The following is a 25,704-nucleotide window of genomic DNA, read 5'->3' on the forward strand; positions in this document are numbered from 1 at the left end:
TCATGACCTTCCGCATGCCCGCCGAGTGGATGCCGCACGAGCGCACCTGGATGGCCTGGCCCAGCACCAACCCCACCTTCACCAACGAGGAGGAGCTCGCCGAGGCCCGCGAGGCCTGGGCGTCCGTGGCCCGCGCCGTCCGCCGCTTCGAGCCGGTGACGGTGGTCGTCGCCCCCGGCGACGCCGACTCGGCCCGTGCCCTCCTCGGCCCGGAGATCGAGCTGGTCGAGCGCGAGCTCGACGACGCCTGGATGCGGGACATCGGCCCGACCTTCGTCACCGACGGCACCGAACTCGCCGCCGTGGACTGGGTGTTCAACGGCTGGGGCGCCCAGGACTGGGCCCGCTGGGAGCACGACTCCAAGATCGCCCGCCATGTCGCGGACGTGGCGGGAGTCCCCGTGCTCTCCTCCCCCCTCGTGAACGAGGGCGGCGCGATCCACGTCGACGGCGAGGGCACGGTGCTCCTCACCGACACCGTCCAGCTCGGCTCCGGCCGCAACCCCGAGTGGACCCGCGAGCAGGTCGAGGAGGAGATCCACGCCAAGCTCGGCACGACGAAGGCGATCTGGCTCCCGCACGGCCTCGCCGGCGACTACGGCCTCTACGGCACCCAGGGCCACGTCGACATCGTCGCCGCCTTCGCCCGCCCCGGCACGGTCCTCGTCCACAGCCAGCAGGACCCGGCCCACCCGGACTACGAGCGGTCCAGGATGTACGTGAACATCCTGCGCGGCCAGACCGATGCCCAGGGCCGCGCCCTTGAGGTCATCGAGGTCCCGGCCCCGACGGTCCTCAAGGACGAGGAGGGCGACTGGGTCGACTACTCGTACATCAACCACTACCTGTGCAACGGCGGCGTCGTCCTCTGCGCCTTCGACGACCCGCACGACGAGCTCGCCGCGGAGATCTTCCGCCGCCTCTTCCCGGAGCGCGAGGTCGTCCTGGTCGACGCCCGCACGATCTTCGCGGGCGGCGGCGGCATCCACTGCATCACCCAGCAGCAGCCGAAGGTCTGAGATACCGGCCGGTCGTGGCCGCACGCCTTCGGGCGTGGGCCCGACGGCCGCATCATGTAGAACGTACGAGTGAGTCAGAGCAGCAACCCCATCCCCCCGCACCCCCGCCGGCGCAACCAGGCCGCCCCTCCCCGGGAGGACGTGCTCGCCGCGGCCATGGACACCATCGCCGAGCGCGGGCTCGACGGGCTGACCATGGCCGGGCTCGGGCGTGAGGTCGGGATGAGCAGTGGGCACCTGCTCTACTACTTCCGCACCAAGGACGAGCTGCTGCTGCAGACCCTGGAGTGGAGCGAGGGGCGGCTCGGGGCCGAGCGCAGCGCCCTGCTGTCCCGGCCGGGGTCGGTGCGCGACCGGCTCGACGGGTACGTCGAGGTGTATGTGCCGGTCGGGCCCAGGGACCCGCACTGGACCCTCTGGCTGGAGGTCTGGAACCGGTCGCAGAACGCCGACGACGACGCCCGCGCCCGGCAGGCCGCCATCGAGGGGGCCTGGCACCGGGACCTGGTCGCGATCCTCGCCGAGGGCGTCTCGCGCGGGGAGTTCCGGGCCGTCGACCCGGACCGCTTCGCCACCCGGATGCGGGCCCTCCTCGACGGCTTCAGCGTGCACGTCGCCGTCGGCATCCCGGGCACGGGGAGAGAGCAAGTCCTCGCGCACGTAAGGGAGTTCATCGAGCAGAGCCTGCTGTCGCGACCGTAACGCACGTAAGTACACCCGATCGTTGCCCGCTACAGCCTTGTTGGCCCCGCGTGATCTCCGGCACGGTTCCTGCCCATGGGACGAGAGCACTGGAAGAAGATCTGGGTCGGCTCGGCGGGCAACATGGTCGAGTGGTTCGACTGGTTCGTGTACGCGAGCTTCGCCACCTACTTCGCGGGGGCCTTCTTCCCCGAGGGCAACGACACCGCCAAGCTCATGAACACCGCCGGCATCTTCGCCGTCGGCTTCTTCATGCGCCCCGTCGGCGGCTGGCTCCTCGGCCGGGTCGGCGACCGCAAGGGCCGCAAGGCCGCGCTCACCCTCACCGTGACGCTGATGTCCGCCTCCGCCGTCCTGATCGCGATCGCGCCCACCTACTCCGTCGCCGGATACGGCGGCGCCGCCGTCCTCCTCGTCGCCCGCCTCCTCCAGGGCCTCTCGGTCGGAGGCGAGTACGCGGCCAGCGCCACCTACCTCACCGAGGCCTCCGCGCCCGAGCACCGCGGCTTCGCCTCCAGCTTCCAGTACGTGTCGATGACCGCCGGCCAGATCCTCGGCCTCGGCCTGCTGCTGATCCTCCAGCACACCCTCTCCGCCGAGGCCCTGCACGGGTGGGGCTGGCGCATCCCCTTCGTCGTCGGCGCCCTCGGCGCGGCCGTCGTCTTCTATCTGCGCCGGAACATGCTGGAGACGGAGGTGTACGAGGAGACCGCAGACTCCGGAGTCGCCCAGGGGCAGCAGGGCACCCTCAGGGCCCTGTGGGCGCACAAGCGGGAGGCCTTCCTCGTCGTCGCGCTCACCATGGGCGGGACCGTGGCGTACTACACGTACACCACCTACCTCACCAAGTACCTGTCCAACTCCGCCGGACTGCCCAAGCAGACCGCCACGCTGGTCTCCTTCTGCGCCCTGATCGTCTTCGCCTGTCTGCAGCCGCTCGCCGGCCGGCTCTCCGACCGGATCGGGCGCCGCCCGCTCCTCATCACCTTCGCGGTGGGCTCCACCCTCCTCACCGTCCCGATCCTGTCGATGCTCAAGCGCGCCGGCTCCTTCTGGCCGGCCCTCGGTCTCTCGCTCCTCGCGCTGGTCGTCGTCACGGGCTACACCTCGATCAACGCCTGCGTGAAGGCCGAGCTCTTCCCGACCGGCATCCGCGCCCTCGGCGTCGCCCTGCCGTACGCGATCGCCAACGCCCTCTTCGGCGGCACCGCCGAATACGTGGCGCTCTGGTTCAAGAACGCCGGCATCGAGGCGGGCTTCTCCTGGTACGTGGCGGGCTGCGCGGCCGTCTCCCTGATCGTCTACCTCGCGATGCGGGAGACCCGCGACATCGACCTGGGCCGCGTCGGCGCCGCTCTCCCGGGACGGAAGCGAGATCAGCTGCCCGTATCGTGAGACCGTCGTCCCGTCGGTCCCGTACCTGTGTCAGACTTCCGGCGTGCTTGCTACCACGATGATTATCGGCAGCAGCGCGCCGGTCCGCAGTGGCCACTGAATCGCGGCAAGACCCCCGCGGCAGTGGACACCGTGCCCCAGACCCGCGCGCAGACCTCTCGCACCCGCGAGGGGTTTTTTCGTTTTCCGGCCCCACCCACGCCGGAAGCGGACGACGCGTGAGAATGGGGGCAAGTGGATCCATACCTTCCGGAGCCACATCCGACAGGAGCCATCACAGCCATGACCACGGAGAACGCCGAGGGCTCGCGCCTCGACGACAGCTTCCATGTCTTCGACACGACGCTGCGCGACGGGGCGCAGCGTGAAGGCATCAACCTCACCGTCGCGGACAAGCTGACCATCGCCCGGCACCTCGACGAGTTCGGCGTCGGCTTCATCGAGGGCGGCTGGCCCGGCGCCAACCCGCGCGACACGGAGTTCTTCGCCCGCGCCCGGCAGGAGATCGCGTTCAAGAACGCGCAGCTCGTCGCCTTCGGCGCCACCCGCAGGGCCGGCGGCAACGCCGCCGAGGACCCGCAGGTCAAGGCGCTCCTCGACTCCGGCGCACCGGTGATCACCCTGGTCGCCAAATCGCACGACCGGCACGTCGAGCTCGCCCTGCGCACCACCCTCGACGAGAACCTGGAGATGGTCCGCGACACCGTCTCCCACCTGGTCTCCCAGGGCCGCCGGGTCTTCGTCGACTGCGAGCACTTCTTCGACGGCTACAAGGCGAACCCCGACTACGCCAAGGCCGTCGTGCGCGCCGCGCACGAGGCGGGCGCCGACGTCGTCATCCTCTGCGACACCAACGGCGGCATGCTCCCCGCGCAGATCCAGGCCGTCGTCGCCACCGTCATCGCCGACACCGGCGCCCGGCTCGGCATCCACGCCCAGGACGACACCGGCTGCGCCGTCGCCAACACCCTCGCCGCCGTCGACGCGGGCGCCACCCACGTCCAGTGCACCGCCAACGGCTACGGCGAGCGGGTCGGCAACGCCAACCTCTTCCCCGTCGTCGCGGCCCTGGAGCTCAAGTACGGCAAGAGGGTCCTCCCCGAGGGCGCGCTCGCCGAGATGACCCGGATCTCGCACGCCATCGCCGAGGTCGTCAACCTCACCCCCTCCACCCACCAGCCGTACGTCGGCGTCTCCGCCTTCGCCCACAAGGCCGGACTGCACGCCTCCGCGATCAAGGTGGACCCCGACCTCTACCAGCACATCGACCCCGAGCTGGTCGGCAACACCATGCGGATGCTCGTCTCCGACATGGCGGGCCGCGCCTCCATCGAGCTCAAGGGCAAGGAGCTCGGCGTCGACCTGGGCGGCGACCGCGAGCTCGTCGCCCGGGTCGTCGAGCGGGTCAAGGAGCGCGAGCTCAAGGGCTACACGTACGAGGCCGCCGACGCCTCCTTCGAGCTGCTGCTCCGCGAGGAGGCCGAGGGCCGGGCCCGCCGCTACTTCCGTACGGAGTCCTGGCGGGCCATCGTCGAGGACCGCCCCGACGGCATCCACGCCAACGAGGCCACGGTCAAGCTCTGGGCCAAGGGCGAGCGGATCGTCGCCACCGCCGAGGGCAACGGCCCGGTCAACGCCCTCGACAAGGCGATCCGGGTCGGCCTGGAGCGGATCTACCCGCAGCTCGCCAAGTTCGAGCTGGTCGACTACAAGGTCCGCATCCTGGAGGGCCGCCACGGCACCGAGTCCACGACCCGGGTCCTGATCACCACCAGTGACGGCAACGGCGAGTGGTCCACGGTCGGCGTCGGCGAGAACGTCATCGCCGCGTCCTGGCAGGCCCTGGAGGACGCCTTCACGTACGGGCTGCTGCGCGCCGGGGTCGACCCCGCAGAATAGTCCCGCTATGTCTGGTTCGCTCCGGTTCGGGTAGCGTCGAACCATGAGGACCAGGGCGATATCCAGAGGGTCGGCCCTCGGCGGGCTGCTCCTGCTCCTGCTGCTGGTCCTGGCGCCCCTCGCGAGCGCCAGGGCCACCGGCGTACCCGACGCGGCCGCCGCCCTGAAACAGGGCCCGGTCTACGTCGACCCGGGCGCCGCCGGCCAGCTCTCCACGGCCGACGCGAAGGCCCTCGCGCAGAAGATCAAGGACGCGGACAAGCCGCTCTTCGTGGCCGTGCTCCCCGCGAACGGGCAGTTCCCGCCGGAGAACCTCTTCCAGAACCTGCGCACGGAGACCGGGATCACGGGCCTCTACGCGATCCGCCTCGGCAACGGCTTCGACGCCCGCGCCGACCGCTCGGTGCTGTCCCGGGACGCGGTGGACAACCTCGTCACCGCCGTGCGCCAGCCCGGCGCCGACGCCGCCACCGAGCTCAACAACTTCGTCGACCAGGCCCTGCCCGTGATGCGCGGCTCCGCCCCCGCGTCCTGGGGCAACGTCGGCACGGACTCCGGGGTCCCGGTCGCCGGGCTCGTGACCCTCGGCGCGGTCGTCGTCGCCGGCGGCGCGGGCGCCTACGCCGTCGTCCGCCGCAACCGGCTCCGCAAGGAGGCCGAGGAGCGCGCCGCGCTCGACCGGCTCCGGGTCGTGGTCGACGAGGACATCACCGCCTTCGGCGAGGAACTCGAACGCCTCGACTTCCACCCCGCCGAGCGCGGCGCCGACGACGCCATGCGCGGCGACTACGAGCGCGCCCTCGACTCCTACGACCGGGCCAAGTCCCTGATGGGCGCGGTCACCCGGCCGCACGAGGTCCGCGGCGTCACCCAGGCCCTGGAGGACGGCCGCTTCTCCCTCGCCGTCCTGGCCGCCCGCCGCGAGTCCCGCCCGCTCCCCGAGCGCCGGCCGCCCTGCTTCTTCGACCCGCGGCACGGCCCCTCCACCGAGGACCGCACCTGGACCCCGCCCGCCGGGACCGCCCGCGAGGTCCCGGTCTGCGCCGCCGACGCGGCCCGCCTCGATGACGGCCTCGACCCCGTGGCCCGCACCGTCGACACCGACACCGGCCGCCGCCCCTACTGGGAGGCAGGCCCCGCCTACGGCCCCTGGGCCGGCGGCTACTTCGGCGGCGGCATGCTCCCCGGCCTCCTCGTGGGCACCATGCTCGGCTCCATGCTCTCCACCCCGGCGTACGCCACCGAGTACGGCGGCGGGGACTTCGGAGGCGGCGACTTCTCCGGCGCCGACTTCAGCTCCGGCGACTTCGGTTCGAGCGACTTCGGCGGCGGCGACTTCGGGGGCGGCGGGGACTTCGGCGGGGGCGGCGGCTTCGACGGCGGCGGGTTCTAGCCGCCTCTCCGGGCAGGTCAGACCAGCGGCTTCACCGACATCAGCAGGTGGCGGTGGGTGGCCTCCGGGCCGTCGGTGAGCAGGGCGCGCTGGCCCGGGCCCAGGAGGTGGAAGTGGACCTCGGGGGCGTCCAGGGAGCCCAGGGCGTCGAGGAGGTAGCCCGGGTTGAAGGCGACCGTCAGGGACTCCGACCCCGTCAGGGTGGCGGGGAGCCGCTGGGAGGCCACATCGTCCTCGTAGCCCGCCTGGAGGTGGAGGCCGGTGGGGGAGAAGGCCAGCTGGACCGGGCTGTCGCCCTCCGCGACGACCGCGACCCGCTTGACGGCCTCGGTCAGCGGCGCCCGCTCGGTGACGGCGAGGGCGTGCTCGCCGAGGGCGAAGAGCTTGTCGTGGCGGGGGAGCCGGCCGTCGAGCAGCCGGGTGGTGGTGCGGGTGCCGGCGCTCTCGAAGCCGAGGGACCCCGAGTCGAGGGCGAGGCGGGCGGGGCCCGCGCCGGCGACGGAGCGGGCGATCTCGGTGAGGCGCCGGGCCGGGACGACCACATCGGCGGCCTCCACGGGCACGCCGGCCTCCGGCTGCCACTCCAGGGTGCGGACCGCGTACCGGTAGCGGTCGGTGGCGGCCAGCGTCATCGTCGCGCCGTCCAGGGCGAGCCGTATCCCGGTCAGGACGGGCAGCGAGTCGTCACGGCCCGCCGCGACGGCGACCTGGCCGACCGCCACGGCGAAGGCGTCCCCGTCCACCAGCCCGCGCACCTCGGGCAGCCCGGGCGCGGCCGGGTAGTCGTCGAGCGGCAGCAGGGAGAGGCCGAAGCGGGCGTCGCCCGAGGTCACCGAGAGGCGGGCGCCCTCCACGGCGAGCACGGTGTGGCCCTTGGGCAGCACCTTGCAGATGTCGAGCAGGCGCCGGCCGAGGACCAGCGCCCGGCCCTCGACGGCGATGTCGGCCTCGACCTCGACGCGGGCCGAGGCCTCGTGGTCGAGGCCGGAGACCCGCAGTCCGCCGTCCGCCGACTCGAGGAGCAGACCGCCGAGGACGGGCAGGGGGGAGCGGGCCGGCAGGACGCGCGCGGCCCAGGCCACGGCGTCGGTCAACACGGCGCTGTCGATGCGGAATTCCATGCCGACGACGCTAGCCGCCGCCACTGACAGCGGCGTTGACCAGCGATTTCACGGGGCGGTGCCCCACCCCTCGGGTCGCCCGGATCCACTCCGAGGGCACCGACCTCGTCACGGGCGCGGAGAACGCCTTCGGTCTCGGCTTCGTCCCGCTCGCACCCGCCATCCCTCGCTCGGCCCCGCGGCGATCGGCCACAGCGGCGCCCCCGGCTCCCAGGCCTTCGCCGACCCGTCCACCGGCCTCGCGTACAGCTACACCCGCCGTCGCTTCGGCTTCCTGGCGGGACCGGGCGCACCGGAGAACGACCGTCTGCTCCCGGCGGTCGTCGAGGCGGCGGCGAAGGCCGTCTGACCTGCGCGATCGTGCTGCCGGGTGATGCGAGATCGTGATCGGCGCGGGCCCGCCGCGCCCCTACGATCCTCGTCATGATCACCCTTGCCTTCGTCGACACTTCCTCGGAGGGCTACGCCACGGGCGAGGCCATCGGGGCGCTCCTGGGCGCCCTCCTGGCCGCAGCCCTGGTCTGGCGCCTCACCCGCTCCTGGCGCCACGAGACCCCGGGCCGAAGCGCCGCGGCCGCGCCTCTGCCGCTCGCCGAAGCCGCGGTGGCCGACGCACGGGTCACGGACGGCGGTGCCGACGGCTCCTGGGCGCGTGCCCGGCGCCGGCGGCTGATCGTCCTCGCGGTGGTCGCGGCGATCGTCGCCCTCGGGGTCACGCAGGCGCTCTCGTACCAGGGGCAGCCCTCTGCGGCGGAGTCGGGCGCCGGTTCCACCGAGGCGGCCCTGACCTCGGCGAAGCCGGGGGAGACCATCCCGTCCCGGGTGATCGAGGGGCCCGCCCGGGTCGGCGGGTACCGCCTCCTCACGGGGGCGGACCCGTTCAAGGGGAAGAAGAAGCCGAACGGCAAGCAGTGGTACTACGACCGTGACGGCGACGGCGCCCTGGACCTGATGCTCGGCATCGACGCCGTCGAATGGAACCCCACACTCGCCGCGGAGAAGCAGACGGACACGCTCGACCAGGAGCTGCGGAACTTCTTCGCCGGAGCCAGGGCGGAGGATGTCACCGCCTTCGACGCCGGCCCCTGGGGCGGGAAGCTGAGCTGCGGGACCCTCGCGGCGGCCGAGGGGCGGCCGGCGCTGTGCGCGTGGACCGATGCCGAGACCTTCGGCAGCGTGCTGGTCGGGGGAGACGGTGACCTGGCCGAGGCCGCGAAGACCGCCCTCGCCTTCCGCACCGCCGCCGAGAAGCGCGGCTGACGCCCGGTAGCCCCGGGAAACGCCGAGCGCCCGTCTTCCGCTGACGCGGAGGACGGGCGCGCTCGTGTGTCCGGGGGTCCCGGAAGGGGTCAGGCGGCGTTCTTGATGGCGGAGATGTCGAAGTTCAGCTTGACCTTGTCGCTGACCATGACGCCACCGGTCTCCAGGGCCGCGTTCCAGGTCAGGCCCCACGCGGAGCGCAGGATCTCGGCGGAGCCCTCGAAGCCGACGCGCTCGTTGCCGTAGACGTCCGTCGCGGTGCCGTTGAACTCCAGGTCGATGGCGAGCGGCTTGGTGACGTCCTTGATGGTCAGCTCGCCGGTGACGCGGTACTTGTCGCCGCCCAGCTGCTCGGCGCTCGTGGAGCGGAAGCTCATCAGCGGGAACTGCTCGGCGTCGAAGAAGTCGCCGCTGCGCAGGTGGCCGTCACGGTCGCCGATGCCGGTGTCGATGGAGGCGATCTTGACGTCGATCGAGGCGGTGGAGGCGCCCGGGTTCGAGCCGTCGAGCTTCAGCCTGCCCTCGTGCTCGGCGAAGCTGCCGCGGACGTTGGTGACCATCGCGTGACGGACGGTGAAGCCGATGCTGCTGTGGGCCGGGTCGATGGTGTAGTCGCCGGTCAGGGCGGCGAGGGCGGGGTCCACGGGGAGGGTGGCGGTGGCGACGGCGGACTCGGTGTTCTTGCGGCCGAAGAGACCCATGACATGCTCCTTGTCGGTGTTTGTTGAACCTTCAACGAGAACGACTGTAACCCTATTCCGTTCAACATTCAACATCTCTGGAAGAAGTTCACCCGGGCGAGACGTCCCGTGCACCGACGCCCTCTGGCGGACGCGCGTAGAACTACGGCACCATCTCCCTGCGCGAAGAGCACCACCTGCACAGCCGTCCCCACCCGTCACGGTCACCAGCAGGAGGCAATCCCGTGAAGCTCCGCTCCGTCCTCACCGCACTCGGCCTGGTCCTGGGCGCCCTCTTCGCCCCCGGATTCGGCGCCCTCTCCACCGCCACCGACGCCCACGCCGTCACCAAGATCAGCCACGCCACCGCGACCTCGATGTTCCGCTCGTCCGGGATCACGTGGTCCTCGTCCGGCAACTGCTCGGACCGCTACAACTCCACCTGCACCTCCTTCGAGCAGCTCAACCTCGCCACCGCCCAGGGCGCCCAGACCCTGAAGAGCGCCAGTGGCTGCGCCCTCAACATCACCGGCGGCACCGAGGTCGGGCACGCGAGCGGCACGTACTCGCACTGGAACGGCTACAAGCTGGACTTCAGCAAGTACACCTGCGTCGGGAACTACATCAAGAACACCTTCACCTACATCGGGCTGCGCGGCGACGGAGCCCCGCAGTGGAAGTCCGGCGCCGGCAACGTCTACGCCGACGAGGGCAACCACTGGGACGTGACCTTCTACAACTGCGGCGGCTGCTGACCCCCACCCGCACCCCCGCCGGAACCCGCACCCGCGTTCCACCCAACGCACCCCCTTCGGTGGTCACTTGGACTAACCGAAGGGGGTTCTTGGACTGGAGGGGCCCGCGCGGCGCGATCTCGTTGACGGTGCCGCCGCGGCGGGGCTGACTGTTCCGCATGTCCCTCCCCCTCTCACCCAGACTCCGTGCGGCCTGCGCGCTCGCGGCCGCCTCGGCCACGGTGTTCGCCCTGTCCGGACCCGCCCTCGCCGAAGGTGCCACGGCCTCCACCGTCACGGCCGCCACCGCCGACGCCGTCATCGGCTCCGACCAGCTCTCCGTCGCCGTCGCCGAGGACTTCCCCCGCGTCCTCTCGTACACGGACCGCGCGAGCGGCGCCCGCCTCCTCGGGAGTACGGCCCCGGTCACGCAGGTCGTGCTCAACGGCACCGCCCACGCCGTCCAGGCCAAGGGCGCCCCCGTCCTGACCCCGGCCTCCGCCGCGTACACCCTCGCCTTCCCCGACCTGCCCGGGGTCGAGATCGACGCCCGGCTGAGCGTCGACGGCCGGACCACCACCTTCCAGGTGACCGCCGTCCGCGACACCGAGGCCTTCCGTGTCGGCACCATCGACGTCCCCGGCCACGACCTGGTCTCGGTCGGCTCCTCGGACGCCGGCGCCGCGACCGCGTTCACCCGGCTCGACCCCGACTCCACCCGTACCGCCGACGTCTTCGCCCAGGTCACCGACGCCACCGCCGCCGAGGCGAACCCGGTCGGCGCGAGCTACGCGATCGTCAACACCGGGCAGCTCGCCGCCGCCGTCGAGTCCAACTCCAGCTACGACAAGCCCTCCGGCGCCTCCGCCCGCGACGGCGCCCGCTTCTGGCACCAGGCCCGCAAGAGCGGCACGGAGACCCGCGTCGGCGTCTGGTCCGGCCAGTGGACCTACCGGGGCGCCGGCGCCCCGCAGCCCGAGAGCGGCGGCGACCTGCCCTGGGCGAAGGTCGTCGTCACCCCCGACGCCAACGCCGACGGCACCACCGACTGGCAGGACGGCGCCGTCGCCTTCCGCGCCATCGGGATCAAGGCCCCCGGCAGCGAGCAGACCCCGGGCCGGGTCGTCGCCCACATCCCGTTCAACTTCGCCTCCCAGGCCACCCACCCCTTCCTGCGCACCCTCGACGACGTCAAGCGGATCTCGCTCTCCACCGACGGACTCGGCCAGTTCGCGCTGCTCAAGGGGTACGGCTCCGAGGGCCACGACTCCGCCCACCCCGACTACGGCGGCAACTACAACAAGCGGGCCGGCGGCCTCGCCGACCTCAACACCCTCCTCAGGGAGGGCAAGAAGTGGGGCGCGGGCTTCGGCGTCCACGTCAACGCCACCGAGTCGTACCCCGAGGCGAAGAACTTCAGCGAGACCCTCGTCGACAAGACGAAGCCCGGCTGGAACTGGCTCAACCAGAGCTACTACATCGACCAGCGCCGCGACATCAACAGCGGCGACCTCGCCCGCCGCTTCCAGCAGCTCCGCGACGAGACCGACCCCAACCTGTCGATGCTCTACATCGACGTCTACTACACGCACGGCTGGATCGCCGACAAGACGATGCAGGCCGTCCAGGCACAGGGCTGGAACGTCGCCACCGAGTGGTCCGAGAAGTTCGAGCGGGCCTCCCTCTGGTCCCACTGGGCCAACGACCTCGACTACGGCGGCGCCACCAACAAGGGCCTCAACTCGAAGATCATCCGCTTCATCCGCAACGGCGAGAAGGACATCTGGAACAACCACCCGGTCCTCGGCCAGACCGCCCTCGTCGACTTCGAGGGCTGGACCGGCGAGACCGACTGGAACGCCTTCTCCGCCAACATCTGGCAGCGGAACCTGCCCGCCAAGTACCTGCAGCAGCAGAAGATCACCCGCTGGAACGGCGACGACATCACCTTCACCGGCGGCGTCCGCGGCACCGTCGAGAACGGCCGCCGCACCTTCTACGAGAACGGCCGCAAGGTCCTCGACGGCGACGGGTACCTGCTCCCCTGGGACGGCGGAAAGAAGCTCTACCACTACAACAAGTCCGGCGGGAAGACCAGTTGGGCCGTCCCCGGCTCCACGCGCGCGTACACCGTGTACAAGCTCACCGACAACGGACGCGTGAAGACCGCCACCGTGCGCCCCTCCGGCGGGCGCATCACCCTCGACGCCGTCGCCGGACAGCCCTACGTCCTCTACCCCGACAGCGCGCCCGCGCAGACCGCCCCGCAGTGGGGCCAGGGCAGCCCGGTGAAGGACCCCGGCTTCAACGACGCCAAGCTCGGCGCCTGGACCAAGGCCGGCACCGTCGCCCGTGACACCGACGACCAGGGCCGCAACAGCGCGAAGCTCGGCGGCGACGCCACCGCCTCGCTCCGTCAGCAGATCACCGGCCTCACCCCCGGCAAGCGGTACACCGCCTCCGCCCTCATCGAGGTCGAACCCGGAAGGACCCGCCCCACCACCCTCTCCGCCGGCGGCGCCTCCGTCACCGTCGAGCGCTCCTCCCTGGAGAACCAGGTCGCCGCCTCCGACTGGAACGGCACCCGCCTCCAGCGCGCCAAGGTCACCTTCACCGCACCCGCCGACGGCTCCGTCCCCCTGCGGATCGAGGCCGCGAGCGGCAGCACGGCGACCGTCCGGATCGACGACGTGAGGGTCGTCGCCGACGACCCGGCGACGAAGGCGGGCACGGCCGCGTACGAGGACTTCGAGGCCGTCGACCAGGGCTGGGGCCCCTTCCTCAAGGGCGACGCCGGCGGCACCACCGACCCGCGCACCCACATCGCCCAGCTGCACGCCCCGTACACCCAGGCCGGCTGGAACGGAAAGCTGATCGACGACGTGATCGGCGGCGCCGAGAGCCTCAAGTCGCACGACGAGAACAGCGGACTCGTCTACCGGACCGCGCCCTGGACCGTCCCGATGAAGGACGGCCACAGCTACCGCGTGGAGTACGACTACCAGTCCAGCCACGCGGGCGCGTACGAGTGGGTCACCGGCTACGACCGCACGAACGGCAACGGGCCGGCCGTCGAGACCCGCCGCACCCCCCTCGGGCAGCAGCGGACCACCGGGCACTTCGCCGAGACCGTCACCGCCGGCTGCGGCGACACCTGGACCGGCCTGCGCAAGCGCGGGGACGCCCCCGACGGCGCCGACTTCGTCCTGGACGGCTTCACCGTCACCGACCTCGGCCCGGCCGCCGAGCGCGCCGCCTGCGGCACCCTCGCCGTCACCGCGCCCGACACCCTGGAACCCGGTCGCCCGAACCAGGTCACGGCCACCTTCGGCAACGACGAGGCCACCGACGTCACCGGCGCCCAGGCCGTCCTCGACCTGCCCGAGGGGTGGACCGCCGAACCCGCCGCGCCCGTCGCCCTCGGCACGGTCGCCGCGGGCGCGCAGGCCACCGCGACCTGGCAGGTGACGCCGCCGGTGGACGCGGCCTACCAGCCGTACCCGCTGGGCGCCTCCGTCGCGTACGGGATCGGGGGAGGGCAGCGGAAGCTGACCGCCGCCACCACCGTCCGCACCCTGCCCCCGCCGCCCACCGCCGACAGCTGGGCCAGCGACCTCGACTGGACCTCGGCCACCAACGGCTGGGGGCCCGTCGAGCGGGACCTCTCCAACGGCGAGACCGGCACCGGCGACGGCTCCCCGCTGCGGATCGGCGGTGTGCCCTACGCCAAGGGGCTCGGCACCCACGCCCCGGCCAAGGTCCGCTACTACCTCGGCGGTCGGTGCACCTCGCTCACCGCCGAGGTCGGCGTGGACGACGTCCAGACCACCCGGGGCAGCGTCCAGTTCAGCGTCCTCGCGGACGGCGCGGAGAAGGTGAAGTCCCCGGTCCTCAGGGCCGCGGACCCGGCCTGGCAGCTCACCGCCGACGTCACCGGTGCCTCCTACGTCGACCTGGTGGTCGGCGACGGCGGCGACGGGAACGGCAACGACCACGCGGACTGGGGCAGCGCCCGCTTCCACTGCGGAGGCTGACGGCTGTGAAGGCCGAAGGCCGTGGAGGCCTGCGACCGCCGACGACCTCCGAGGCCGACGACCAGTAAGCGCTTTCTGCGGTGCTCATTGATTGCGTCGGAAACAGGGTGTTACACCGGGCGCCGACCGGTCTCCACCACTTCCCCCGGGAGGCTCCCGTGTCCCTGCCCCTCTGGTCCCGCCGCACCTTCCTGAGCACCACGACAGCCGCGGCCCTCACGCTCGCCCTCGCCCCGCAGGCCCACGCGGCCGACGCGGCGGACGAGTTCGAGGCGCTGCGGCTGCGCTGGCTCGACCTCCAGCTCGGCTCCGGCTTCGACGCCGGGGCCGAGCCCTACGCCGGCAAGCTCGCCGAGACGGGCACGCTCGCGCGTGCCTTCCGCGCGAGCATGGCCGCCACCCCCACCTCGCTCTGGCCCGACGCCCCCTTCGACCCGCCGGCCGGCATCTCCCAGAGCTACAGCCGCCTGTGGACCATGACCCAGGCGTACGTACAGCCCGGCACCGGCCTGACCGGCGACGAGAGCCTGCTCGCCGACGTGCTCCGAGGCCTCGACCACCTCTCCGCCACCGTCTACAGGGCGGGCGCCCCGCGCTACGGCAACTGGTGGGAATGGCAGATCGGGGCGCCCCGCCTCCTCATGGACATCGTGGCCGCGCTCCACCCCCGCCTCGGCGCCGAGCGCGTCGCCGCCGCCTGCGCCGCCGTCGACCACTTCGTCCCCGACTCCGTCCTCGCGACCTACTCCGGCACCTCCACCGGCGCCAACCGCGTCGACCTCTGCCGCTCGGTCGCCCTGCGCGGGGTCCTCGGCGCGAACCCCGCCAAGATCGCCCTCGCCCGCGACGCCCTCTCGCCCGTCTTCCCGTACGTGACCCAGGGCGACGGCCTCTACGCCGACGGCTCCTTCGTCCAGCACACCTGGGTCGCCTACTCCGGCACCTACGGTGTGGTCATGCTCGACGGCCTCGGCCGGCTCTTCACCCTCCTCGCCGGCTCCACCTGGGCCGTCACCGACCCGAACCGCCAGATCGTCCTCGACAGCGTCGAGAAGGCCTACGCGCCCCTCATCTACGACGGCCTGATGATGGACAGCGTCAACGGACGTGCCATCAGCCGCGGCTACCTCAAGAACGACGACCGGCACATCATGCGCTCCGACCACTTCCACGGCCAGGGCGTCATCGCGGCCGTCGCCCTCCTCGCGGGCGGGGCGTCCGCCGCCGAGCGGGACCGGTGGCACGCGCGCGTGAAGGGGTGGATCGAGCGCGACACCGTCTCCCCGATCCTGGCCGCCCGCCAGTTCGGCGTCGCCGACCTCGCCCGGCTGCACGCCGTGGCGGCGTCCCCCGTCCCCGCCGCCCCCGAACCGACCGGGCACCGGCTCTTCGCCGCCATGGACCGGGCCGTCCACCGCCGCCCCGGCTGGGCCGCGAACATCTCCATGGCCTCGAACCGGATCGCGTACTACGAGTGCGGCAACGGCGAGAACCCGCGCGGCTGGCACACCGGCGCCGGGATGCTCTCCTGGTGGACCCCGGACCTCGGCGACCAGTACACCGACTGGTTCTGGCCCACCGTCGACCCGTACCGCCTCCCCGGCACCACCGTCTCGACCAAGCGCCTCGCCGACCGGGCGGGCGGCGACTGGGGCGCGGCCCGGCCGGCCGTCCGCTGGGTCGGCGGGGCCACCGACGGCCAGTACGCGGCCGTCGGCCAGCACCTCAAGGGCCTCGGCTCCACCCTGGAGGCCCGCAAGTCCTGGTTCTGCGCGGCGGACGCGGTCGTCTGCCTCGGCGCCGGGATCACCGCGACCGACGGCGTGCCCGTCGAGACCGTGGTGGACAACCGCCTCCTCGGGGAGGGCGGCACCCAGGCCTTCACCACCGGCGACGGCTGGGCCCACCTGGAGGGCCACGGCGGCTGGGTCCTCCCCGAGGGGACCGCGAACCTGCGGAGCCTGCGCGAGGACCGCACCGGCGCCTGGAGCGACATCAACACCACCAGCTCCACCGAGCGCAGGACCCGCCGCTACCAGACCCTCTGGCTGGACCACGGCACCGACCCGGTCGCCGCCTCGTACACGTACCTCCTGATGCCGGGCGCCTCCCCGCGGACCCTCGCCGCCCGCGCCGCCGACCCCGACTGGCTGCACGTTCTCGACAACACCGCCGAGCGGCAGGCGATCGCCGTTCCGTCCCTCGGGCTGACCGCGGCGAACTTCTGGCAGGCCGGTACGGTGGGACCCCTCACCGTCACCGCGCCCGCGAGCGTCCTCGTCCGGCGCCGCCGCTCCGTCCTCGACCTGAGGGTCTCCGAGCCGCTCCGCACGGGGCAGCCGCTGGAGCTGGTGTGGAACCTTCCGGTCCGTGCCGTCGTCCGTCACGACCCCTCGGTGGAGGTCCTCGCCACCGGGTCCGGGCTGCGGCTGCGGATCACCCCGGGTACCGCAGGGGCGACCCACGGTTGCGAGGTTCTCCTCTAGGTCTATGTCGGAACCCCACAAACACAGGGGGTGCCTGGCTGTTGACTCGGGCTGGATGGACAAGGGTTCTGTCCAGCCCCACCAGGATTCGACACGCGAGACTGTACGGAGTCGACGGCGGGGTTTTCTTGCGTGACTTCGTAGGGTCGGAACATGACCGTTGTGGACCAGATCCCGAGCGAGCCCGCTGACGCCCGTGGCCGAGTGGCCGAGCTGCACGTCCTGCGCGAGCAGGCACTCCGTGGCCCGAGTGAGCGCGCCACCGAGGCCCAGCACGCCAAGGGCAAGCTGACGGCGCGTGAGCGCATCGAGCTGCTGCTCGACCCTGGTTCCTTCAACGAGGTCGAGCAGCTGCGCAGGCACCGCGCGCAGGGCTTCGGCCTGGAGGCCAAGAAGCCGTACACCGACGGTGTCATCACCGGCTGGGGCACGGTCGAGGGCCGCACGGTCTTCGTCTACGCGCACGACTTCCGGATCTTCGGCGGCGCCCTCGGCGAGGCCCACGCCACGAAGATCCACAAGATCATGGACATGGCCATCGCGGCCGGTGCGCCGCTGGTCTCCCTGAACGACGGCGCCGGCGCCCGTATCCAGGAGGGCGTCTCCGCCCTCGCCGGTTACGGCGGCATCTTCCAGCGCAACACCAAGGCCTCGGGTGTCATCCCGCAGATCTCGGTCATGCTCGGCCCGTGCGCCGGCGGCGCGGCCTACAGCCCGGCCCTCACGGACTTCGTCTTCATGGTCCGCGAGACCTCGCAGATGTTCATCACCGGCCCGGACGTCGTCAAGGCGGTCACCGGCGAGGAGATCACCCAGAACGGCCTCGGCGGCGCCGACGTCCACGCCGAGACCTCCGGCGTCGCGCACTTCGCGTACGACGACGAGGAGACCTGCATCGCGGAGGTCCGCTACCTCCTGTCGATGCTCCCGCAGAACAACCGCGAGAACCCGCCGACCGTCGCCTCCGAGGACCCGGCCGACCGCCGCTCCGACGTCCTCCTCGACCTCGTGCCCGCCGACGGCAACCGCCCGTACGACATGCACAAGGTCATCGAGGAGCTCGTCGACGAGGGCGACCACCTGGAGATCCACGAGCGCTGGGCCCGCAACATCATCTGCGCCCTGGCCCGGCTCGACGGCCAGGTCGTCGGCATCGTCGCCAACCAGCCCCAGTCGCTGGCCGGCGTCCTCGACATCGAGGCCTCCGAGAAGGCCGCGCGCTTCGTCCAGATGTGCGACGCCTTCAACATCCCGATCATCACCCTTCTGGACGTACCCGGCTTCCTGCCCGGCGTCGACCAGGAGCACGGTGGAATCATCAGGCACGGCGCGAAGCTGCTGTACGCGTACTGCAACGCGACCGTGCCCCGGATCTCCCTGATCCTGCGCAAGGCCTACGGCGGCGCCTACATCGTGATGGACTCCCAGTCCATCGGCGCCGACCTGACGTACGCCTGGCCCACCAACGAAATCGCGGTCATGGGCGCCGAAGGCGCCGCCAACGTCATCTTCCGCAAGCAGATCGCGGAGGCCGAGGACCCCGACGCCATGCGGGCCCGCATGGTCAAGGAGTACAAGGCCGAGCTGATGCACCCGTACTACGCGGCGGAGCGCGGCCTGGTCGACGACGTCATCGACCCCGCCGACACCCGCCAGGTGCTCATCAGGTCCCTCGCGATGCTCCGCACCAAGCACGCCGACCTGCCGTCCCGCAAGCACGGCAACCCGCCTCAGTAAGAGGAGTCATCCACGTGACCACCCCTGCCAACCTTCTCCGCGTCGAGAAGGGCACCGCCGACCCCGAGGAGCTCGCCGCCATCACGGCCGTGCTGCTCGCCCGCGCGGCCTCCCAGCCCGCCGAGACCGCCCCGCACGGCCGCACGACGGCCGGCTGGCGCCGCCTGGAGCGCGAGCACGGCTTCCGCGCGCCGCACAGCTGGCGCTGACGCCCCGCTGTACGGAAGGGCCCCGCACCGAGACCGGTGCGGGGCCCTTCGGCACGTTGTGGGCAATCGTTCCGCACGGGCGATGGGGGCGCCCCCTGCTCGAGCGAAGCCGAGAGCTTGGGGGAGCGTGGGCACAACGGAACGGCGCCCTTGCGGGCGCGTCCGCTCCGGGGGCCCACGACACGAAGGCCCCGCACCGTTTCCGGTGCGGGGCCTCTTACCGTGCGTCCGTCGGGGACTTACCGCAGGCGTGCCATGAGAGCGTGCTCCACGAGAGTGATGAGCGCGCTCTTGGCGTCGGCGCGGTGGCGGGCGTCGGTGGTGATGATGGGGGTGTCGGGGCCGATCTGGAGGGCCTCGCGGACTTCCTCGGGCTGGTAGGGCTGGTTGCCGTCGAAGCCGTTGAGGGCGATGACGAAGGGGAGGCCCGAGTTCTCGAAGTAGTCGACGGCGGGGAAGCAGTCGGCGAGGCGGCGGGTGTCGACGAGGACGACGGCGCCGATGGCGCCGCGGACCAGGTCGTCCCACATGAACCAGAAGCGGTCCTGTCCGGGGGTACCGAAGAGGTACAGGATCAGGTCCTGGTCGAGGGTGATGCGGCCGAAGTCCATGGCGACGGTCGTCGTCGTCTTGTCGCCGGTGTGGGTGAGGTCGTCGATGCCCGCGGAAGCGGAGGTCATGACGGCTTCGGTACGCAGCGGGTTGATCTCCGAGACGGCGCCGACGAACGTGGTCTTGCCCACGCCGAAGCCGCCCGCCACCACGATCTTCGCGCTGGTGGTTGAACGGGCCGCGCCGCCGCTAGAGCTTGCGAAGTCCACTGAGCACCCTTTCGAGCAGTGTCACGTCTGGCTGACCGCCGGCGGCCTCGTCGCCGCCGGGCTGGTGGATGGCGACAAGTCCGGCCTCGGCCAGGTCGGCGACGAGGATTCGGGCGACGCCGAGGGGAATGGAGAGAAGTGCCGAGATCTCCGCGACCGACTTGATCTCGAAGCAGAGCCGGCAGATCCGCTGGTGCTCGGGCAACTGCCCCTGCAGCCGGGCGGGATCGGCCGTCGTACTGACCAGTGCCTCGATGGCGAGCTGGTAGCGCGGCCGGGTCCGGCCGCCGGTCATCGCGTACGGACGCACCAGCGGGTTGTGCCCGCCGGAACCGCCCGCGGCGGACGGGCCGCGCGAGGCGGCCGGCGAACCCGCGGCCGTCGAGGGGACCTGAGGCTGCGCGTAGGGCTGCGACATGCCCTGTCTGCTCGGGGCGGAGGGAAAGTTGAAGCGGTTCTGCGTGGTGTCGCCCATCGGCGCCTGGTGCGCGTCATAGCCGTTGTAGGGGCTCGCGCCCGGTGGTGTACCCACGTCTGGTCTCCTCCTCCGACTGCCTCGCGGTCCCATGTCCCTTGGAAACCGCGCCACCGCACCTTACGGTGCGGTGGCACGAAACGCACTGTCTGTCTGTTAGTTGAGAAGACTTCCCTGAAGTTCCGCCCGCAGGTCGGGAGTCAGAACCGTGCCCGCGCGATCCACGAGCAGGGCCATCTCGTAGCCCACGAGACCGATGTCGGCCTCCGGGTGGGCGAGGACGGCCAGCGAGGAGCCGTCCGAGATCGACATGATGAAGAGGAAGCCGCGCTCCATCTCCACCACGGTCTGGTTGACCGCACCGCCCTCGAAGATCCGGGACGCGCCCGCGGTCAGCGAGGTCAGTCCGGAGGCGACGGCCGCCAGCTGGTCGGCGCGGTCACGGGGGAAACCCTCGGACATCGCCAGCAGGAGTCCGTCGGCGGAGACCACCACCGTGTGCGACACCCCGGGGGTGTTGTCCACGAAGTTGGTGATCAACCAGTTCAGATTCTGCGCCGCCTGGCTCATGCTCACACTAACGCTCCTGGTTGTAGGTACTGCCCGGGCCGAGGCCCGATCCGTTCGTGTCCGTTCCCGCGTTGCGTCCCTGCTGGACGCCGCGGCGCAGGTTGCTCAACCTGCCCCGTACGTCCTCGGGTGCGCGGGAGACCTGGGGGCCGCCCTGCGGGGTCTGCTCAGCCGTGCCCTCGACCAGGTTGGCCTTCGGGACCCGCCGGGGGAGACCGGACGAGGTGACCCCGCCCGCCTTGGGGTCCTTGAGCTTTCCGGCCCGCTGCCAGCGCTCGTCGTTGGTCGAGCGCCATTCGTCGGAGCCGTCGGCTTCGTCCTGCTGCTGTACCGGCTGCGCGGGCTTCGGCTGCTGCGGCGCCTGCTGCGGCACCTGCTGCGTCTGCGGGGCGACGCTGCCGCGGCGCGGCAGACCGGCGTCGGTCAGCGCGTGTCCGGCGTCCGGAGCGGGACTCGCGGTCGGACCCGGACGGTCGAAGCCTACGCGCTCGGGGGCCTGTTCGGGAGCGCTCGGAGCAGATTCCGATTCCGCTCCGAAATCCTGTCCGTAGCCGCCCTGGTAAGCGCTCTGATCCGGCCACTCTGCCTGGTGGGGCTGGGGATCGAACGCATTGCCGTACTGCTGGTGTTCGGTTCCCGGCGTCTCGTACGAGGCTTCCGCATAGCCCTGCTGCGGGTACGTCTCGTAGCCCTGCTGCGGGAAGCCGTAGCCGTCCTGCTGCGGGTAGCCGGCCGCGTACTCCTGGCCGTACTCCTGCGCCTGCTGGGGCTGCGCGTACTCCTGCGCCGGGTACTGCTCCGCCGGGTACTCCTGGGCCTGCTGCCCGTACTCCTGGCCCTGGTCGTACTCCTGGGCCTGCTGCCCGTACTCCTGGCCCTGGCCGTACTGGTCCGCCGGCTCTGCCTCGTCGCGGAAGAGCGGACGGTCGCCGCCCTGCGCCTGCGACTCCAGGGCGGCACGCCGCTCCTCGCGCTGCAGCGAGCGGTTGACCGGGTCGAGCTGACGGTCGTCCTCGGCCGGCTGCTCGTAGCGCGAGTCGTCGAAGCCGAGGTCGGCCGCGGTGAGCATCGGCTGCGGGGCGGGGGCCTCGAAGGCGTTCTGCAGCTGCTGCTGCGGAATGATCTGCGAGACGGTGAAGTCGTCCTGGAGCGGCTGCTCGCCGCCACCGCCGTGCGTGATCGCGTCCGGCAGCATGACCAGCGAGGTCGTTCCGGCCTGCTCGCCCGAGGGGCGGAGCTGGACCCGGATGCCGTGCCGGTCGGCGAGCCGGCCGACCACGAAGAGGCCCATGCGCTGCGAGACGGCGGCGTCGACGGTCGGCGGGTTCGCCAGCTTGTGGTTGATGTCCGCGAAGTCCTCGGCGGTGAGGCCGATGCCCTTGTCGTGGATCTCGACCATCACGCGGCCGTCGGGGAGACGGGTCGCGGTGACGCGGACCTTGGTCTGGGGGGAGGAGAACGTGGTGGCGTTCTCCAGGAGCTCGGCGAGCAGGTGCACGAGGTCGGTCACGGCCTGGCCGTGGATCTCGGCCTCCGGCACGCCGGCCAGCTCGATGCGCTCGTACTGCTCCACCTCGGAGGAGGCGGCGCGCATGACGTCGACCAGCGGGACCGGCTGGTCCCAGCGGCGGCCGGGCTCCTCGCCGGCGAGGACGAGGAGGTTCTCGCCGTTGCGGCGCATACGGGTCGCGAGGTGGTCCAGCTTGAAGAGGTTCTCCAGCTGGTCCGGGTCGGCCTCGTTGTTCTCCAGGTCGGTGATGAGGGTCAGCTGGCCCTCGATCAGCGACTGGTTGCGGCGCGAGAGGTTGGTGAAGATCGCGTTGACGTTGCCGCGGAGCATGGCCTGCTCGGCGGCGAGCCGGACGGCCTCGCGGTGGACCTGGTCGAAGGCGCGGGCGACCTCGCCGATCTCGTCCTGCGAGTCGATCGGGATGGGCTGGACGCGGGTGTCGACCCGGCCCGGCTCCGTACGGGAGAGCTGGTCGACGAGCATCGGCAGGCGCTGCTCGGCGATGCCGAAGGCGGCGGTCCGCAGCTCGCGCATCGAGCGGCTCATCTGGCGCGCCATCATCCCGGCCAGGATGAAGGCGGCGAGCAGGGCGACGACGACGATGCCGCCGTTGACCCAGGCGTCCCGCTTGGCCGCGTCGGAGATGTCGGCGGCCTCGGTCACGGCCTTGTCGACGAGGGTCTTCTCGACCTCGCTGTAGCCGTCGAACTTGGCGGTGGCGACGGCCATCCAGGTCTGGGGCGTGATCTTCTCGGCCTGCAGCGCCTTGATGTCCTCGGGGCCCTTGGCGGTGCCGATCTTGGAGGCGACGCCGGAGTAGACGGAGCCGTCCTTGCCCTTGGGGAGCTCGACGCCGGCCGCGGCCATCTTCTTCTCGCCCTCGGCGGCCTTGCCGGCCATGACCTTCTTCAGCAGGTCGACGTCCTCGGGCAGACCGCCGGAGTTGAACTCGCCGAGGGCGATCTGCTCCAGGTAGTTGTACGAGTTGAACGCCACGGACTGCTGGGCGAAGACGGCGTCCTTGTGGCTGGGCCGGACCAGGAGCTGGGTGCCGATGGAGCGCTGGAGGGACTCGGCGCCCTTCGAGAGCTGGATCGCGTAGACGGTGCGGCCGTAGCTGGTGATGTTGCCGGTGCCCAGGCCGAGCTCGTTGGAGAACTCCATCAGGTAGTGCTGCACGCTCGTGTAACCGAGCTGGGTGTTCACCGGGTCCAGGGACACGGTGTACGCGGCCTTGCGCAGCGCCTCGAGCTTGGGCTCCTCGTCCTGGAAGAGCCGCAGACGGCGCTCCAGGCCCTGGCCGGACGGCATGTTCTTGACGGCCTCGTCGAACTTCGCCTTGGCGGCGTCGGTCGCGGCGTACGCCTGCGTGACCTCGTCCGCCTTGCGGTCCTCGGGGGACTTCGCGACGAGCAGGGGGCCCGCGGTCAGGTCGCGCTCGTTGAGGAGGGCGGTGCTGTACTCCGAGGCGGCGCGCACGATGAGCGCCGTCTTCTCGGCGTCCTGCGCCTCCTGCCAGGTGTCGATCGCCGCCTTGACCTGGAAACTGCCCATGACGAGGCCGACGAGCACGGGTATGCAGAGGATCGCGTTCAGGCGGGTGGGCACCCGCCAGTTGCGGGGCGACAGCTTGCTGGAGCTTCCCTTGGGCGCCTCGGTGGGGGGCGGCGTCACGGGAACGTCCGCGGGCGACACCGCCGTACGCGACGGCGGCGTGAAGTTGCCCCGCGTCTCCTGCTCCGCGGAGCTTTCCTTGCTTCGCCTCACTCGACCAACAACCTCTCGGCGTCGGCACCTACGTTGTGCCGGTGTTTCGTTCAGGGCCGTACTACTCGGGAGTTCATGAATTGCAGCACGTGAAGGGGGTCCGTTCCAAACAGTGGGAAGCGGGCCCTTTCAGTGGTCCAGGCCTCGCATAAAACGGGCATAAAGAGCGAGCCCCGCCAAATGGCGGGGCTCAGGTGAGCGCAGTGACACCGATCGGATGCGTCGGGTGTCCGAGGCGCCCCAATTCTCTGTCGAAATGTTATGAACGCGCGGGCGGCCGTGTCGAAGGACACAGACCGCCCCTGGCAGCGGCATATGACAACTGCCCTGCCCCGTCCCTCTACTTGAGGCGTGCCATGAGAGCGTGCTCGACGAGCGTGATCAGGGCGCTCTTGGCGTCGGCGCGGTGGCGGGCGTCGGTGGTGATGATGGGGGTGTCGGGGCCGATCTGGAGGGCCTCGCGGACTTCCTCGGGCTGGTAGGGCTGGTTGCCGTCGAAGCCGTTGAGGGCGATGACGAAGGGCAGCCCGCTGTTCTCGAAGTAGTCGACGGCGGGGAAGCAGTCGGCGAGGCGGCGGGTGTCGACGAGGACGACGGCGCCGATGGCGCCGCGGACCAGGTCGTCCCACATGAACCAGAAGCGGTCCTGTCCGGGGGTACCGAAGAGGTACAGGATCAGGTCCTGGTCGAGGGTGATGCGGCCGAAGTCCATGGCGACGGTCGTCGTCGTCTTGCCGCCGGTGTGCGTCAGATCGTCGATGCCGGCCGACGCGGACGTCATGACGGCTTCGGTACGCAGCGGGTTGATCTCCGAGACGGCGCCGACGAACGTGGTCTTGCCCACGCCGAAGCCGCCCGCCACCACGATCTTCGCGCTGGTGGTCGATCTGGCCGCGCCGCCGCTAGAGCTTGCGAAGTCCACTGAGCACCCTTTCGAGCAGTGTCACGTCCGGCGTGCCGCCGGTCTCTCCGTTGCCCGGCTGGTGGATCGCCACCATGCCGGCCTCCGCCAGGTCGGCCACGAGGATCCGGGCGACGCCGAGCGGCATCGACAGGAGGGCCGACACCTCGGCCACCGACTTGACCTCGCGGCAGAGGTGGCAGATCCGCTGGTGCTCCGGCAGGAGCGTGGCGAGGTGTGCCGGGTCGGCCGTGGTGCTGACCAGTGCCTCGATGGCGAGCTGGTAGCGCGGCCGGGTCCGGCCGCCGGTCATCGCGTACGGACGCACCAGCGGCTGGTCGCCCTCGTGTCCGTACTCGTCGACTGAGGCGCCGTACGGATCGTGAGAGGCGGGGGGCGGGGTCATGAATCCTCCGGGCGTGACAGCAAGACTTCTGCCGTCTGATGGGGCCGGTGGGGGGCCGGGTGGGGCGGCCGGACGATGAACAGTGCCCAGAACGGTACGGAGGGGCGTACCGCCCTGCGGGTCGGTCGAGGCGGACGGATGTGGGGTCCGTCCGCCGTGTGCGACCTAGTGGAGCAGGCTGCCCTGGAGCTCCGCACGGAGATCCGGGGTGAGGACGCTGCCGGCCCGGTCGACCAGCAGCGCCATCTCGTAGCCCACGAGGCCGATGTCGCACTCGGGGTGCGCGAGCACGGCCAGCGAGGAGCCGTCGGAGACCTGCATGAGGAAGAGGAAGCCGCGCTCCATCTCCACCACGGTCTGCGCGACGGGTCCGCCCTCGAAGATCCGGGACGCGCCCGCGGTCAGCGAGGTCAGTCCGGATGCGACCGCCGCCAGCTGGTCGGCGCGGTCGCGGGGGAATCCTTCGGACATGGCCAGCAGGAGTCCGTCGGCGGAGACCACCACCGTGTGCGACACCCCGGGGGTGTTGTCCACGAAGTTGGTGATCAACCAGTTCAGATTCTGCGCCGCCTGGCTCATCGCGTT

Annotated in this window: 20 protein-coding genes; 11 read left to right on the plus strand and 9 right to left on the minus strand. The window is 71.4% G+C overall.

Translation table 11 applies throughout. The features are described from left to right. The first annotated feature begins 2 nt into the window (after positions 1–2). The 5 genes from ACF07V_RS23345 (at position 3) to ACF07V_RS23365 (ending at position 6,408) form a co-directional block, all read left to right on the plus strand. A complete protein-coding gene (locus ACF07V_RS23345; RefSeq protein WP_392156818.1) occupies positions 3–1,019 on the plus strand; it encodes an agmatine/peptidylarginine deiminase in 1,017 nt (338 codons plus the stop codon). 90 nt (positions 1,020–1,109) lie between these two features. After that, complete coding sequence (locus ACF07V_RS23350; protein WP_392157059.1) at positions 1,110–1,721, plus strand: TetR/AcrR family transcriptional regulator; 612 nt, start codon at positions 1,110–1,112, stop codon at positions 1,719–1,721. A gap of 75 nt (positions 1,722–1,796) precedes the next feature. Beyond that, a complete protein-coding gene (locus ACF07V_RS23355) occupies positions 1,797–3,116 on the plus strand; it encodes an MFS transporter (protein WP_392156820.1) in 1,320 nt (439 codons plus the stop codon). Between the two features lie 282 nt (positions 3,117–3,398). Then, positions 3,399–5,015: a citramalate synthase gene (gene cimA / locus ACF07V_RS23360; RefSeq protein ID WP_392156822.1), complete on the plus strand. Its 1,617-nt coding sequence runs from the start codon at positions 3,399–3,401 to the stop codon at positions 5,013–5,015. Positions 5,016–5,058: 43 nt separating this feature from the next. Next, a complete protein-coding gene (locus tag ACF07V_RS23365; RefSeq protein WP_392156823.1) occupies positions 5,059–6,408 on the plus strand; it encodes a hypothetical protein in 1,350 nt (449 codons plus the stop codon). A gap of 17 nt (positions 6,409–6,425) precedes the next feature. On the opposite strand, the gene dnaN is transcribed toward ACF07V_RS23365, so the two are convergent. Continuing rightward, on the minus strand, positions 6,426–7,529 hold the full coding sequence (gene dnaN / locus ACF07V_RS23370; RefSeq protein WP_392156825.1) for a DNA polymerase III subunit beta: 1,104 nt from the start codon (positions 7,527–7,529) through the stop codon (positions 6,426–6,428). A gap of 423 nt (positions 7,530–7,952) precedes the next feature. On the opposite strand from dnaN, the gene ACF07V_RS23375 reads away from it, so the two are divergent. Then, the gene (locus ACF07V_RS23375; RefSeq protein ID WP_392156827.1) at positions 7,953–8,789 is read left to right on the plus strand and encodes a hypothetical protein; all 837 of its coding nucleotides are present in this window, start codon (positions 7,953–7,955) and stop codon (positions 8,787–8,789) included. Positions 8,790–8,878: 89 nt separating this feature from the next. On the opposite strand, the gene ACF07V_RS23380 is transcribed toward ACF07V_RS23375, so the two are convergent. Continuing rightward, entirely contained in the window at positions 8,879–9,490 is a 612-nt protein-coding gene (locus tag ACF07V_RS23380; RefSeq protein WP_392156828.1) for a YceI family protein, read from the minus strand. A gap of 224 nt (positions 9,491–9,714) precedes the next feature. Here ACF07V_RS23380 and ACF07V_RS23385 point away from each other — a divergent pair, with 224 nt between their 5' ends. The 5 genes from ACF07V_RS23385 to ACF07V_RS23405 all read left to right on the plus strand — a co-directional run bounded on the left by ACF07V_RS23385 (position 9,715) and on the right by ACF07V_RS23405 (position 18,669). Continuing rightward, positions 9,715–10,224, plus strand: a complete 510-nt coding sequence (locus ACF07V_RS23385) for a hypothetical protein (protein ID WP_392156830.1) — start codon at positions 9,715–9,717, stop codon at positions 10,222–10,224. 158 nt (positions 10,225–10,382) lie between these two features. Then, positions 10,383–14,237 carry an endo-alpha-N-acetylgalactosaminidase family protein gene (locus ACF07V_RS23390; protein ID WP_392156832.1) on the plus strand — a complete coding sequence of 1,285 codons (3,855 nt, stop codon included), beginning with the start codon at positions 10,383–10,385 and terminating at the stop codon, positions 14,235–14,237. A 164-nt stretch (positions 14,238–14,401) separates the two neighbouring features. Continuing rightward, the gene (locus ACF07V_RS23395) at positions 14,402–16,723 is read left to right on the plus strand and encodes a polysaccharide lyase 8 family protein (protein ID WP_392157061.1); all 2,322 of its coding nucleotides are present in this window, start codon (positions 14,402–14,404) and stop codon (positions 16,721–16,723) included. Between the two features lie 153 nt (positions 16,724–16,876). Beyond that, positions 16,877–18,460, plus strand: coding sequence for an acyl-CoA carboxylase subunit beta (locus ACF07V_RS23400; RefSeq protein WP_392156833.1), 1,584 nt, complete (start codon positions 16,877–16,879; stop codon positions 18,458–18,460). Positions 18,461–18,474: 14 nt separating this feature from the next. Beyond that, on the plus strand, positions 18,475–18,669 hold the full coding sequence (locus tag ACF07V_RS23405; RefSeq protein WP_392156835.1) for an acyl-CoA carboxylase subunit epsilon: 195 nt from the start codon (positions 18,475–18,477) through the stop codon (positions 18,667–18,669). A gap of 239 nt (positions 18,670–18,908) precedes the next feature. On the opposite strand, the gene ACF07V_RS23410 is transcribed toward ACF07V_RS23405, so the two are convergent. The 7 genes from ACF07V_RS23410 to ACF07V_RS23440 all read right to left on the minus strand — a co-directional run bounded on the left by ACF07V_RS23410 (position 18,909) and on the right by ACF07V_RS23440 (position 25,698). Beyond that, on the minus strand, positions 18,909–19,490 hold the full coding sequence (locus ACF07V_RS23410; RefSeq protein WP_015036414.1) for an ATP/GTP-binding protein: 582 nt from the start codon (positions 19,488–19,490) through the stop codon (positions 18,909–18,911). Then, the gene (locus tag ACF07V_RS23415) at positions 19,471–20,022 is read right to left on the minus strand and encodes a DUF742 domain-containing protein (RefSeq protein WP_392156836.1); all 552 of its coding nucleotides are present in this window, start codon (positions 20,020–20,022) and stop codon (positions 19,471–19,473) included. Before ACF07V_RS23415 ends, ACF07V_RS23410 begins: the two co-directional genes overlap by 20 nt. Before the next feature lie 99 nt (positions 20,023–20,121). After that, entirely contained in the window at positions 20,122–20,535 is a 414-nt protein-coding gene (locus tag ACF07V_RS23420) for a roadblock/LC7 domain-containing protein (protein ID WP_026057603.1), read from the minus strand. A 7-nt stretch (positions 20,536–20,542) separates the two neighbouring features. Beyond that, positions 20,543–23,812 (minus strand): nitrate- and nitrite sensing domain-containing protein, encoded by a 3,270-nt coding sequence (locus ACF07V_RS23425; protein ID WP_392156838.1) that lies wholly within the window; start codon positions 23,810–23,812, stop codon positions 20,543–20,545. A 340-nt stretch (positions 23,813–24,152) separates the two neighbouring features. Next, positions 24,153–24,734 carry an ATP/GTP-binding protein gene (locus tag ACF07V_RS23430; RefSeq protein ID WP_116158662.1) on the minus strand — a complete coding sequence of 194 codons (582 nt, stop codon included), beginning with the start codon at positions 24,732–24,734 and terminating at the stop codon, positions 24,153–24,155. Further along, a complete protein-coding gene (locus ACF07V_RS23435; RefSeq protein ID WP_017235980.1) occupies positions 24,715–25,119 on the minus strand; it encodes a DUF742 domain-containing protein in 405 nt (134 codons plus the stop codon). Before ACF07V_RS23435 ends, ACF07V_RS23430 begins: the two co-directional genes overlap by 20 nt. A 165-nt stretch (positions 25,120–25,284) precedes the next feature. Then, the gene (locus ACF07V_RS23440) at positions 25,285–25,698 is read right to left on the minus strand and encodes a roadblock/LC7 domain-containing protein (RefSeq protein ID WP_015036421.1); all 414 of its coding nucleotides are present in this window, start codon (positions 25,696–25,698) and stop codon (positions 25,285–25,287) included. Positions 25,699–25,704 lie beyond the last annotated feature (6 nt).

This window comes from Streptomyces sp. NPDC015661, from assembly GCF_043077765.1.
In the GTDB taxonomy this organism is placed as follows: Bacteria; Actinomycetota; Actinomycetes; order Streptomycetales; family Streptomycetaceae; genus Streptomyces.